The sequence below is a fragment of the Streptomyces sp. LARHCF249 genome, from assembly GCF_052871255.1.
Genome location: NZ_JBIXJQ010000006.1, coordinates 311693 through 324492, shown reverse-complemented (window position 1 = coordinate 324492; position 12800 = coordinate 311693). Strand labels below are relative to the sequence as shown.

Annotated in this window: 11 protein-coding genes; 3 read left to right on the top strand and 8 right to left on the bottom strand. The window is 71.7% G+C overall.

What is annotated here, in order from left to right; genetic code table 11:
- Positions 1-60: 60 nt before the first annotated feature.
- From ACIPUC_RS19490 to ACIPUC_RS19465, 6 genes are all read right to left on the bottom strand, one after another.
- Positions 61-594 carry a bacterial proteasome activator family protein gene (locus tag ACIPUC_RS19490; RefSeq protein WP_446590847.1) on the bottom strand — a complete coding sequence of 178 codons (534 nt, stop codon included), beginning with the start codon at positions 592-594 and terminating at the stop codon, positions 61-63.
- 95 nt (positions 595-689) lie between these two features.
- Positions 690-3452: an FtsX-like permease family protein gene (locus ACIPUC_RS19485; RefSeq protein WP_446591169.1), complete on the bottom strand. Its 2763-nt coding sequence runs from the start codon at positions 3450-3452 to the stop codon at positions 690-692.
- Between the two features lie 101 nt (positions 3453-3553).
- Positions 3554-4300 (bottom strand): ABC transporter ATP-binding protein, encoded by a 747-nt coding sequence (locus tag ACIPUC_RS19480; protein WP_446590846.1) that lies wholly within the window; start codon positions 4298-4300, stop codon positions 3554-3556.
- A 25-nt stretch (positions 4301-4325) separates the two neighbouring features.
- On the bottom strand, positions 4326-4982 hold the full coding sequence (locus ACIPUC_RS19475; RefSeq protein WP_446590845.1) for a PadR family transcriptional regulator: 657 nt from the start codon (positions 4980-4982) through the stop codon (positions 4326-4328).
- A gap of 85 nt (positions 4983-5067) precedes the next feature.
- Positions 5068-5532 carry a hypothetical protein gene (locus ACIPUC_RS19470; RefSeq protein ID WP_446590844.1) on the bottom strand — a complete coding sequence of 155 codons (465 nt, stop codon included), beginning with the start codon at positions 5530-5532 and terminating at the stop codon, positions 5068-5070.
- A 134-nt stretch (positions 5533-5666) separates the two neighbouring features.
- The gene (locus ACIPUC_RS19465; RefSeq protein ID WP_446590843.1) at positions 5667-7307 is read right to left on the bottom strand and encodes a protein kinase domain-containing protein; all 1641 of its coding nucleotides are present in this window, start codon (positions 7305-7307) and stop codon (positions 5667-5669) included.
- A gap of 206 nt (positions 7308-7513) precedes the next feature.
- Between ACIPUC_RS19465 and ACIPUC_RS19460 the strand changes: the two genes are divergently transcribed.
- Positions 7514-9088 (top strand): protein kinase domain-containing protein, encoded by a 1575-nt coding sequence (locus tag ACIPUC_RS19460; protein ID WP_446590842.1) that lies wholly within the window; start codon positions 7514-7516, stop codon positions 9086-9088.
- A gap of 30 nt (positions 9089-9118) precedes the next feature.
- Here the strand turns inward: ACIPUC_RS19460 and ACIPUC_RS19455 are convergent, their stop codons facing one another.
- Both ACIPUC_RS19455 and ACIPUC_RS19450 read right to left on the bottom strand, forming a co-directional pair.
- Positions 9119-9541 carry a pyridoxamine 5'-phosphate oxidase family protein gene (locus tag ACIPUC_RS19455; protein ID WP_446590841.1) on the bottom strand — a complete coding sequence of 141 codons (423 nt, stop codon included), beginning with the start codon at positions 9539-9541 and terminating at the stop codon, positions 9119-9121.
- Between the two features lie 83 nt (positions 9542-9624).
- Positions 9625-10287: a response regulator gene (locus tag ACIPUC_RS19450; RefSeq protein WP_446590840.1), complete on the bottom strand. Its 663-nt coding sequence runs from the start codon at positions 10285-10287 to the stop codon at positions 9625-9627.
- A gap of 325 nt (positions 10288-10612) precedes the next feature.
- Here ACIPUC_RS19450 and pdhA point away from each other — a divergent pair, with 325 nt between their 5' ends.
- Positions 10613-11812 carry a pyruvate dehydrogenase (acetyl-transferring) E1 component subunit alpha gene (pdhA, locus tag ACIPUC_RS19445; protein ID WP_446590839.1) on the top strand — a complete coding sequence of 400 codons (1200 nt, stop codon included), beginning with the start codon at positions 10613-10615 and terminating at the stop codon, positions 11810-11812.
- A gap of 5 nt (positions 11813-11817) precedes the next feature.
- Positions 11818-12798 (top strand): alpha-ketoacid dehydrogenase subunit beta, encoded by a 981-nt coding sequence (locus ACIPUC_RS19440; protein ID WP_446590838.1) that lies wholly within the window; start codon positions 11818-11820, stop codon positions 12796-12798.
- The last annotated feature ends 2 nt before the right edge of the window (positions 12799-12800 follow it).

Genomic DNA, 12800 nt, shown 5'->3' with positions numbered 1-12800 from the left:
CGCATGGTGAAGGCGGGTCCGGACAGCCGGACCCGCCGTGTGGATGCTGACCGCCGGAGGCTAGAGGTAGGGGCCCGAGCGGACCGGGCCGTGGCCGTCTTCGTCGTCCGTCGGCGCGCCCGGCGGGAGCGCGCGGCGCATCTGCTCGAGCTGGGCCCGCGCCGCCATCTGCTGCGCGAACAGGGCCGTCTGGATGCCGTGGAAGAGGCCCTCCAGCCAGCCCACCAACTGCGCCTGGGCGATGCGCAGTTCGGCCTCCGAGGGGATGGCCTCCTCGGTGAACGGGAGGGACAGGCGCTCCAGTTCCTCCACGAGCTCCGGGGCCAGACCGTCCTCCAGCTCCTTCACCGAGGCGGCATGGATGTCCTTGAGCCGGACCCGGCTCGCCTCGTCGAGAGGCGCGGCGCGTACCTCTTCCAGGAGTTGCTTGATCATGCTGCCGATCCGCATGACCTTGGCGGGCTGTTCGACCATCTCCGTCACCGGGACCTCGCGCGACTCGTCATCGGCGCCGCCGACCGCCATCCCGTCCTGTCCCACGATCAGGACGTGCGGGGGACTGTCCTGCGACCGTTCACTCCTCGGCATCTCCATGCCGTCATTCTCTCGCACACTTTCGTACTCACACGGTGTGCCCCCGTACAGGCGTGATCCACCCTGTACGGAGGCACCTTGTCACTCCGCGTGCGCTACCCGGCGGCGCGCCGCGCGAGCGCCCCGCCCGAGCGGGTCACCAGCGCGGCCAGCAGCCCCGCGCCCAGCGGGACGAGGACGATCAGCGCGCCCAGGGTCTCCCACGGCACGGAGATCGGGACGTAGGCCCCGGCCGCGTCCGAGGCGATGTGGCCGTTGGCGATGCCGTTCGCGTAGAGGCGCTCCAGATCCTGCCGTTCGAGGAGCCGCAGGCCCACCGCGGGCAGCACTCCGGCCGCCGAGCCCAGCACGACCCCCATGAGGGCCACGACCGCGCACTGGAAGCCGCTGAGCGTCCGCCGGACCCGCGGGGCCGCGCCGACCGCCGCCAGGGTCTTCAGATCGGCCTCGGCGTCGGCCTGGGCGAGGCCGGTGGCGATCCCGGCCGCACCGACGGTGACCAGACCCGCGAAGACGGTCAGGAGGAGCAGGACGAGGTCGTTGTTCCCCTGGTAGCCCGCCTCGATCTCGACGGAGGCGTCCACCCCCATCCGGTCGAGCGTGCCGTCCAGCCGCTGCCGCTGCTCCGTCGAGGCCGTCCCGTCGAGGGTGAAGTACGAGCCGAACGGTACGGCCGTCAGCCCGGCCTTCCGGGCCGTCTCGGGCGGCAGCACCAGCTCGAGGCCGTAGCCGTTGACGCCGTCGGGCACCTGGTAGGCGGCGAGGACCCTGTCCTCGCCCGGCAGCTCCTGGTTGCGCGCCTCCGCGCTCTCGGCCTTCTCCCGGTCGGTGACCAGGCGGACGGTGACCTTGTCGTCCTTGACGTTGCGCTTGTCGAAGGAGACCGCCTTGCCCGCCCTGAGGGCGGATACAGCGCCCGGGTCGGTGACCGCCAGCGCGGTCAGCAGCTTCTCGTCGGCGACGACCGTCTCGTGCGCCTTGCCGAACCGGGCCTCCGCGCACCGCCAGTCGCCGCGCAGCTCCCTGGCCTGGTCCACGGTGAAGGACGCGGGCCCGTTGGGGGCCTCGTAGAGCGGGCAGCGGTGTTCCTTGGGCGTGATGAGCTCGGCCCGTCCGCAGCCCTGCTCCAGGGAGTAGCCGTCGCAGCCGGGCCTGCCGACCACGAGCCGGTCCACGTCCGCCCGCACGCTCAACGGGAGCTCCTTGGCGAGCGCGTCGCGTACCGCGGGCACGTCCTTGTGGCCGGCGCTCTCGTTGACCGTCACCAGCCCGGAGCCGAACGGGTAGGAGGAGACGTACTCGTGCCGGTTCTGGACGTCCCGGCTGTGCTCGTACGTGGCCACCGCGACGGTGCCGGCGACGGCGGCCAGTACGGCGGCCACGGCCGGTGCCGTACGCCCCCGGTTGCGCACGGCGTCGCGCAGCGCGAGCCGCGGCGACAGCGGGAGCCACCGCCCGAGCCGCCCGAACAGGCCGACCAGGACCGGGGTGAGGGCGACGATGCCGAGCTCGGCGATGGCGCTGCCGCCCGCCACGACGGCGGACCCCATGCCCGAGGTGCTGCCGTACAGGGCGATCGCGGCGCCGGCCGCGACGGCGAGCAGGCCGAGGACGGGCAGGACCCGGTTGGCGCGGCGGACCCCGCGGCGGCCGGTCAGCGAGGCCAGCACGGTCTGCCGGGACGCGGTGACCGCCGGGACGATCGCGGAGAGCAGGCCGGTCAGGACGGCGAGCAGGGCGATGGCGGCCAGTTCCAGCGGCCGGACCTCGAAGCCGCCGAAGCGCTCGCCGAGGAACTGCTCCAGCAGCGGCCGCAGCGCGACGGTGAGGGCCAGGCCGACGGCGGTGCCGATGACGGCGGCCGCGGCGCCGATGACCAGGCCGCCGGAGAGCACGATGGCGCGGATGTGCCGCCGGTCGCCGCCGTTGGCCCCGACCAGGCCGAGCTGGCGGCGCGAGCGGCGGGCGCCCACGGCGAAGGCCGGCCCGGCGAGCAGGCAGATCTCCAGCATGGCGAGGCCCACGACGGTGGCCAGCACGGCCAGTTCTGTGGCCCGGGGGGAGTCGGAGAAGTTGAACTGCTCCTTGGGCTGCTGCTGGTAGAGCGGCACCTCGGAGTCGGCCGGCGGGTCGAGCATCACGGCGCGGGAGAGGACCGTCACGCCCTTGGTGTTGGCCTCCTTGACCATGTTCCACGTGAAACCGTCGCCGCCCCCGACCTTGACGAGGTAGGAGTCCTGGATCCGCAGCCCGTTCGCGCCGGCGGCCTGCAGGGCCGTGTCGAGCGGGCCGAGCAGGGTCCCCGGCGGGGCGATGAGCTCGTCCTTCTTGAGGTCGGAGGGCAGCTCGTAGGCGCCGACGATCTTGTAGGAGGCGGTGCCGCCGCGCGGGGTGACCGAGGAGCCGACGAACCGCCCGGAGTGCTTCAGGAAGGCGTTGGTGGCGATGACCTCGCCCGCGCCCTCGGGGAGCCGGCCGCGGTCGAGGGTGATCAGGCCCTCCGTCAGCGGGCTGTGCACGTCGAGTTCGCGGAACTCGATGCCGAGCACCCCGTGGGCGGTGTGGACCTTGGCGTAGGTCTGGCTGTCCTTGACGGACCGACCGCCCTGCGGGATCGCCGAGGTGAGGGCCTGCTGGTCCGCGTCCTTCTCCCTGGGCGGGGTGTAGGCGTCGTAGCCGCCGACGGGCGCGTAGCCGCTGCCCGCGGGCTCCTGGTAGATGGCCGTGCCCAGGTGGGCGGATTCCAGCCGGGCGTCGGCGCTGCCCAGTTTCCGGGTCAGCTGCTGTTCCACGGTCAGCTGGCCGCTGCGGAAAGTCAGGTCGGCGGCGCTCACTCCGATGATGGGCAGGGCGATCATCGACAGGACGAGGGCGCTGCGGCCCTTGGCGCGCCAGGCGTCGCGGCGCGCGATGCGCAGGGCCGCGACCCAGGAGTGGTAACGGCCTTGGAGCGAGGAGATCACTGGCCGGCCGCCTGCCCCGAGAGGAGGGAGTCGGCGTGGCTGCGCAGGGTCTCGTCGACCACGCTGCCGTCGCGCAGGAAGACCACGCGGTCCGCCCAGGCGGCGAACCGCGGTTCGTGGGTGACCAGGATCCCGGCCGCGCCCGCGTCGCAGCGGGAGCGCAGCAGGGCCAGGACGGACTCGCCGGTCTCGGAGTCGAGGGCGCCCGTGGGTTCGTCGGCGAGGACCAGGCGGCGGTCGCCGACGAGGGCGCGGGCTATGGCCACGCGCTGCTGCTGGCCGCCGGACATCTCGTCGGGGAAGCGGTCGGCGAGCTCGCCCAGCCCCATCTCCTCCAGCGCGGCGAGGGCGGAGGTCCGGGCCTTGCGGGCGGAGACACCGTCGAGTTCACGGGGCAGGGCCACGTTCTCGGCGGCGGTGAGGGCCGGGATCAGGTTGTAGTCCTGGAAGACGTACCCGATGCTGCGGCGGCGCAGCGCGGCCAGCTGCCCCCGGCTCGCCGTGGTGATGTCGGTGCCCTCGACGACGACCCGGCCGCTGCTCGGGGTGTCGAGTCCGCCGGCCAGTGTGAGCAGCGTGGACTTGCCGGAGCCGGACGGGCCCATGACGGCGACGAGTTCGCCGGGGTAGACGGAGAGGTTGATGCCGCGCAGGGCGTGCACCTCGGTGGCGCCGCTGCCGTGGGTGCGTACGAGCTGGTCCAACTGCAGTACGGGCTGTTGGCGCTGGTGCTGGTCAGGCATGAAGGGTCCCCCCTGGGACGGTCGTTCAGCTCCGCCGCGTGCGGGCGGTGCGGGGCCGGTCGGTGGTGGTCGGGGCGGGAGCTTCGGCTCCGGCGGCGGCCGGGGGCGGTACGGGCTCGGCGGCTCCCCCGCCGGCCGGCCGGGAGAGCCGGACGAGCCGGGATTCGCAGTGGTCGAGCCAGCGGGCCTCGGCCTCGGTCTGGAAGATCAGCTGTTCCAGCACCAGCAGCCAGGCCACGTCGTCGCGTTCGCGGGACCGCCCGCCCTCGACCGCGGCGAGCGCCGTGGCCTTGAGCCGGGTGTAGTCCTGCATCGCCTTGATCGTGGCGTGCCGCTGGGACTGGATGACGGCGCGGATGTCCACGCCGGGGGCGCCCACGGCCATGGCGAGCTTGATGGACAGCTCGTCACGGGGCGGGTTGGCGCGGTCGACGGGGCGCTCGTACCACTGGCGCAGTTCGGTGCGGCCGTCGTCGGTGATGGCGTAGAGGGTGTGCCCGGCGGCGTCCTCGCCGCCGGGGGCGACCAGTCCGTCGCGTTCCAGGCGGGCGAGGGTGGTGTACACCTGCCCGACGTTGAGCGGCCAGGTGGAGCCGGTGCGGGATTCGAACTCGGTGCGCAGCTGGGAGCCGTACCGAGGACCCCGTTCCAGCAGGGCGAGTAGCCCGTGACGGATCGACATACCGAGTATGTATACCGAGTATGTTCACTCTCGGCAACCGCCTCGGGTCGTACGCCGGAAGGGGGACGCCCGTGCGGCCGCCGGGCTAGAGGCCCTTGCGCAGCCGCATGCCCAGGTAGCCCAGGCCCACTCCCATCAGGGCGAATCCGGTGCCCAGCGGCAGTATGTGCGCGGCCAGGTCGGCGGCCCGCTCGTTCCGTTCGGTGCCGAGGGCGCCGACCGTCGACGGCGGGGTCGCGGCCGCCCCCGGCGGCGGCTCGGGAGGCTCGGGAGGCTCGGGGCGCGGCCGTACGGGCAGGGGGCGGGAGGCCACCATCATCTCCGGATTGGCGGGCTCGCCGACCGGCCTGCCCGGACGCGGCCGCCCGGCCCCGGCGGCGCTGCCGGCCAGCCCGTCGCGCGGGCCTTCCGGCGTGGCCGCGGCTTCCGCCGGATGGGGGCCCCAGGCGCGCGGCGCCGGGGCGGCGTGCGCGGGGGCGGCGGCGCCGAGCGCGGCGGCGGCCAGCGCGGCACAGGCGAGCCAGCGCGGCGGGCGGAAGCCTTGGATCACGGAGTGCCCCTCCCGTCCCGAGCTGCCAGGATGTCTCGCTCGCTCAGGTTTACATAGTGGGGCAAAACCGGCACCCCGGGCCCCTCATCAGGGTGCCCGGGGTGCAGGTGTGTCGCGTCGGGGAGCCGGCTGCGCTATCCCGGATTGCCGGTGGACACGGTCAGCGTGTACTCCGTGCCCTCCTTGTTGATCTTGTCGTCGGGCGCGGGGTTCTGCTCCAGCACCATGTCCTTGCCGTACACGGCCTCGTCCTTCTCGACGATCTTGTACTTGCCGCCCGAGGCCTGGATGCACTCCTTCACCGAGAGCAGGTTCTTGTAGCGCAGGTCCGGCGCCTGGTACTTGCCCGCTTCGCTGTAGTGCTTGGTCGGCTCCTTGCACTTCTTCGGGTCGATCGTGCGCGTGGGGTCCGGCCCCTTGAACCCGGGCTTGGCCGAGCCCGACGCGGCCGTCGAGGCGCCCGGAGTGGCCTGGTCGTCCTTCTTGTCGTCGTCACCGTTCATCACGATCGCGGTGATCAGACCGCCGACCGCCAGCAGGGCCACCGCGATCGCGCCCGCGACCACCGGCATGTTCCGCTTGCCGCCGCTGCCGGCCTGGGCCGGGGTGCTCGCCGGGGAGATCGTGTACGGCGGCGGGGTCTGCGGCGCGTACTGCTGCTGCGGCGGGGGCGTGTGCGGGTAGGCGTAGCCGCCCTGGGCGTGCGCCTGCGGCTGCGGGGCGGGCGTCGGCGCGTACGGGGACGGCGCCGGCGTGTGCGGCGCCTGGTACGGGTGCTGCACGGACTGCGGCGGCGCCTGGAACCCGGAGTCCACCGGCGGGAACACGGCCGAGGCCACGCCCGCACCGCTGCTCAGCGGCCCGTGTCCCTGCACGATGGCCGGAGCCCCGGTCTGCCCGGCGGACATCACCCGGGCGACCTCGTCGCGCATGGCCGCGGCCGAGGGGAAACGCTCGTTCGGGTTCTTCTTCAGCGCCCGCGCCACCAGCGCGTCCATCGCCGGGGTCAGCGACCGGTTGACGGAGGAGGGGGCGACCGGCTCCTCCTGCACGTGCGCGTACGCGATGGCCAGCGGCGAGTCGGCGTCGAACGGAATCCGCCCGGTCAGCAGCTGGAACAGCATGATGCCGACCGAGTACAGGTCGGAGCGGGCGTCGACCCCGCGCCCCAGCGCCTGCTCGGGCGAGAGGTACTGCGGGGTGCCGACGACCATGCCGGTCTGCGTCATCGAGGTGACGCCCGACTGCATGGCGCGCGCGATGCCGAAGTCCATGACCTTGACCACGCCGCGCTTGGTCATCATCACGTTGCCGGGCTTGATGTCGCGGTGGACGAGCCCCATGTCGTGGCTGGTCTCCAGCGCGGCCAGTACATCGGCCGTCACCTTCAGCGCCTTGTCCGCCGGCATCGCCCCGTACTGCGCGATGTCCGCCCGGAGCACGTCGCCGAGCGGCTGGCCCTCCACGAACTCCATCACGATGTACGGCATGACGGCGCCGTCGAACTCGTCTTCACCCGTATCGAACACCGAGACGATGTTGGTGTGCGACAGTTTGGCTACAGCCTGGGCCTCACGGCGGAACCGCTCGCGGAAGCTCTGCTCGCGCCCCAGCTCCGTGTGCAGGGTTTTGATCGCCACCTGCCGGTCGAGCGCGGTGTCGTACGCGAGGTACACGGCGGCCATGCCGCCCTCGCCGAGCAAATCCCGTAGCTGGTAACGGCCACGGGCCAGGGAACCGCCTGCGTACCGGCCCTGAGTGCCGTCCTGGCTCATGACTGTTGCTTCCCCTCGAGCTGCTGATGTCGCGCCCAGTCTGCCGGAGGGCAAGCACACGTCAAGCCGGGTGCCCGTTCTGTGACCACACGGCCACGCTCGCCCTTGTCCGAACGGTGACCGGTTCCGAGGCTGTAGCGTTCATCGGAGCACCAGAGCAGAGGACACCGCTGAGCGGCGGCCGAGAGAGACGACGGCGAGGACTGATGGCACCCGAACCCGAGGGAAACGGCGCCGGGATGGCCGATGGTCCTGAGCACTGGGGCGCCGGCGGCCTGGTGGGAGACGGCCGCTACCGGCTGACACACCGGCTCGGACGCGGCGGCATGGCCGAGGTGTTCGCCGCCGAGGACGTGCGCCTGGGCCGCACCGTGGCGGTGAAGCTGCTCCGCGCCGACCTGGCCGAGGACCCGGTGTCCAAGGCCCGTTTCACCCGCGAGGCGCAGTCCGTCGCCGGGCTCAACCACCACGCCGTCGTAGCGGTGTACGACTCGGGCGAGGACCGGGTCGGACCGAACACCGTCCCGTACATCGTGATGGAGCTGGTCGAGGGCCGCACCATCCGCGACCTCCTGATGAGCGCCGAGGCCCCGGGCCCCGAGCAGGCGCTCATCATCACCTCGGGCGTGCTCGAGGCGCTCGCGTACTCGCACCAGCACGGCATCGTGCACCGCGACATCAAACCGGCGAACGTCATCATCACGGACACCGGCGCGGTGAAGGTGATGGACTTCGGCATCGCCCGCGCCCTGCACGGCGTCCAGTCGACGATGACCCAGACCGGCATGGTCATGGGCACCCCGCAGTACCTGTCGCCCGAGCAGGCCCTCGGCAAGGCCGTGGACCACCGCTCCGACCTGTACGCCACCGGCTGCCTGCTGTACGAACTGCTCGCGCTGAGGCCCCCGTTCACCGGCGAGACGCCGCTGTCGGTGGTCTACCAGCACGTGCAGGACGCACCCGTGCCCCCCTCGCAGCTGCCGGAGGGCCGCCACATCCCGCAGGAGCTCGACGGGCTGGTCATGCGGTCGCTGGCCAAGGACCCGGACGACCGGTTCCAGAGCGCCGAGGAGATGCGCGGGCTGGTCCAGTACGCGCTCCGGATGCTGCACGACCAGGGGCCGAACACCGGTACCTGGAACACCGGCCCGGTCACCATGGCGCTGCCGCACGGGCGCGGCGGGGCGGCGGCCACCACGGCCATGCCCATGGGCGGGAGCGGCGGGCAGCAGCAGTACCCCGCGCACGCCTCGACCTCGCAGTTCCAGCAGCCGATGGTGCCGCCGCTGAACCCGGACGACGGCTCGGCCTTCCCGGGCGGCGGCGGCCACGGCCAGGGCGGCCACGGCGGCGGCTACGACGGGTACGAGGACCGCGGCGGCAGCCGCTGGAAGATGTGGCTGTTCGCGGTGCTCGCGGTCATCGCGGTGGCGGGCGGCGTGGCGTACGCCGTCAACTCCGTGGGCAAGAAGAACGACGACAACGGTCCGACCGCGCCGATCACGAGTTCCTCCAGCCAGCCGAGCACGTCCGGCACTCCGGAGAACACGCCGTCGCAGCAGACACCGGAGCACACCCCCTCGCACAGCGAGCCCTCGTTCACGCCGAGCCGCAGCCGGACGCCGACCTTCAGCCAGTCGCCCACGCCGTCGACGACGCCCTCGACGTCCCCGTCGACCTCCCCCTCGACGTCCAAGTCCCCGTCCTCCACGCCGTCGAAGACCCCGTCGGCGACGCCGTCGAAGCCCGTGGAGACGGGCGGCGGCCTCTTCGAGGAGTGACCCGCGAACGCGCGGACGGGCCCGGCGGAATCAATTCCGCCGGGCCCGTTCCCGTATCGGGTCCGGATTCCCGGCGAGGGAGTGCACGGTGACGAACTGCGGTTCGATCCGCATGTAGACCGGGTCGAAGACAGCTCCGTCGACGAAATGCGGACCGGGTCCGAAAAGCTCCAGTTCGGCGTCGGCCGGTTCGACGATCCGTGCGGTTCCGGTGAACTGGACGGACCACAGCCCGGGGTCGCGCGAATTGAAGTTGTCGGCCCCGTAGGCGACCACGCTGCCGTTGCACGCCCGGTGGTAGCCGAAGCCGGAGTGCATTCTCAGGACGACCTTGCCGTCCACCACGATGTGGCGGGCGAGCGCGAGGAAGGGCAGCGCGCGCATGCTGGTGGCCACCCGGCCGTACGGCACCCGGCGCAGCAGTTCGAGGGCGTGGAGTTCCTCTGGGGACATGCCGTCCACTCTCCGTCACCGGCAAGCGGCGGAAAAGAGGAGCCCGCCCCGATGATCGGGGACGTTGGTCCCGAATGAAACCGTCAGTGGCGCTTCTCGGCCTGCAGGCGGGCCACATAGGCGGCGGCCTGCGAGCGGCGCTCCATGCCCAGCTTGGAGAGCAGGCTCGACACGTAGTTCTTGATCGTCTTCTCGGCCAGGTGCAGCCGCTCGCCGATGACGCGGTTGGTCAGGCCCTCGCCGATCAGGTCGAGGATCTTCCGCTCCTGATCGGTGAGGTTCGAGAGCCGGTCGTCGCCCTTGCCGTTCTTGCCGTCGCGCAGCCGCTCCAGCACCCGCGCGGTGGCCACCGGGTCCAGCAGGGACCTGCCCGCCGCCACGTCCCGTACGGCGCTGAGGAGCTCATTGCCGCGGATCGCCTTGAGCACGTAGCCGGAGGCGCCGGCCATGATCGCGTCGAACAGCGCCTCGTCGTCGGCGAACGAGGTCAGCATCAGGCACTTGATGTCCTCGTTCCCGGAGCGCACCTCGCGGCACACCTCCACACCGCTGCCGTCCGGCAGGCGCACGTCGAGGACGGCGACGTCGGGGCGGGTGGCGGGGATGCGGACCAGGGCGTCGGCCGCCGTACCCGCCTCGCCGACGATCTCGATGTCCTCTTCGACCGACAACAGCTCGTGAACGCCCCGACGTACCACTTCGTGGTCGTCCAGGAGGAATACCTTGATTTTTCCGTCTTCGCGCACGAAGTCAGTTTCACACACTCACCCCTTCCCTGCCGGAGTTACCCGGGATAACGTGCCGTTGTTCCCGGCCCCTGCAAGGCTGTGACCAGTGGTTGTTCCCGCGCCGGCGGATTTACTTGGAAATCCAAGCAAAATCCCAGGTCAAACGGGGTTTCGCAGATATGCGGCGCACTGGGTAACGTGCATTGCGCAGGGCACTCGCCGGGGCACCTGTCACGCCTGAATCCCGTACACAGCGCGCACCCACCCCGTGCGCGGGTACAGGTTCAGGTGAGCCGCACTGGACCCCGGAGAACCCGGGTGCCGGACCGACGGAGGAGCACACGTGACCGTGGAGAGCACTGCCGCGCGCAAGCCGCGACGCAGCAGCGGCACCAAGCGGGCGGCAGGCGCGGCCAACGCCGCCAAGCCCACCGCTGCCACCGCGCAGACGCAGAACGCCGAACCTCAGCTCGTACAGCTGCTGACGCCCGAAGGGGACCGGGTCGACAACGCGGAGAACGCGGAGTTCGCCCCCTTCGTCGCCGACATCACCACCGAGGACCTGCGCGGGCTGTACCGCGACATGGTCCTGACCCGCCGCTTCGACGGGGAGGCGACCGCCCTGCAGCGCCAGGGCGAGCTGGGCCTGTGGGCCTCGCTGCTCGGGCAGGAGGCCGCCCAGATCGGCTCCGGCCGGGCCCTGAACGACGAGGACTACGTCTTCCCGACCTACCGCGAGCACGGAGTGGCCTGGTGCCGCGGGGTCGACCCGACCAACCTGCTCGGCATGTTCCGCGGTGTGAACCACGGTGGCTGGGACCCCAACACCAACAACTTCCACCTCTACACGATCGTCATCGGCTCGCAGACGCTCCACGCGACCGGTTACGCGATGGGCGTGGCCAAGGACGGCGCGGACTCCGCGGTCATCGCCTACTTCGGCGACGGCGCGTCCAGCCAGGGCGACGTGATGGAGGCCTTCAACTTCTCCGCCGTCTACAACTCGCCCGTGGTGTTCTTCTGCCAGAACAACCAGTGGGCGATCTCCGAGCCGACCGAGCGCCAGATGCGCGTGCCGCTCTACCAGCGCGCCCAGGGCTTCGGCTTCCCGGGCGTCCGCGTCGACGGCAACGACGTGCTGGCCTGCCTGGCCGTGACCCGCTGGGCCCTGGACCGGGCGCGCCGCGGCGAGGGCCCGACCCTGGTCGAGGCGTTCACGTACCGGATGGGCGCGCACACCACCTCCGACGACCCGACGAAGTACCGGCGGGACGAGGAGACGGCGGCGTGGGAGGCCAAGGACCCGATCCTGCGCCTGAAGGCCCACCTGCTCGCCTCCGGCGGCGCCGACGAGGCCTTCTTCGCCGAACTGGAGACGGAGAGCGAGGCGATGGGCAAGCGCGTGCGCGAGGCCGTACGCGCCATGCCCGACCCCGACACCATGGCGATCTTCGAGAACGTCTACGCGGACGGGCACGCGCTCGTCGACGAGGAGCGCGCGCAGTTCGCCGCCTACCTCGCGTCCTTCGAGGGTGGGGAGTGACCACCATGGCCATCGAGAAGATGTCTATCGCGAAGGCGCTCAACGAGTCGCTGCGCAAGGCCCTGGACACGGACCCCAAGGTCCTGATCATGGGTGAGGACGTCGGCAAGCTGGGCGGCGTCTTCCGGATCACCGACGGACTGCAGAAGGACTTCGGCGAGGAGCGGGTCATCGACACCCCGCTCGCCGAGTCGGGCATCGTCGGCACGGCCATCGGCCTCGCGCTGCGCGGCTACCGGCCGGTCGTGGAGATCCAGTTCGACGGGTTCGTCTTCCCCGCGTACGACCAGATCGTCACGCAGCTCGCGAAGATGCACGCGCGCGCCCTGGGCAAGATCAAGATGCCGGTCGTCGTGCGCATCCCGTACGCGGGCGGCATCGGCGCGGTCGAGCACCACAGCGAGTCCCCCGAGGCGCTCTTCGCGCACGTGCCGGGCCTGAAGGTGGTCTCCCCGTCCAACGCGAGCGACGCCTACTGGATGCTCCAGCAGGCGATCCTCAGCGACGACCCGGTGATCTTCTTCGAGCCGAAGCGCCGCTACTGGGACAAGGGCGAGGTCGACGTCGAGGCCATCCCCTACCAGCTGCACAAGGCGCGCGTGGCGCGGGAGGGCTCCGACATCACCCTGGCCGCTTACGGTCCGATGGTGAAGGTCTGCCTCGAGGCGGCGGCCGCGGCCGCCGAGGAGGGCAAGTCGGTGGAGGTCGTCGACCTGCGGTCGATGTCCCCGGTCGACTTCGACGGGATCCAGGCGTCGGTGGAGAAGACCCGCCGGCTCGTGGTCGTCCACGAGGCGCCGGTGTTCCTGGGCGTGGGCTCGGAGGTCGCCGCCCGCATCACGGAGCGGTGCTTCTACCACCTGGAGGCGCCGGTCCTGCGCGTGGGCGGCTTCCACGCCCCCTACCCGCCGGCCCGCCTGGAGGACGAGTACCTGCCGGGCCTGGACCGGGTGCTCGACGCCGTCGACCGCTCGCTGGCGTTCTGAGG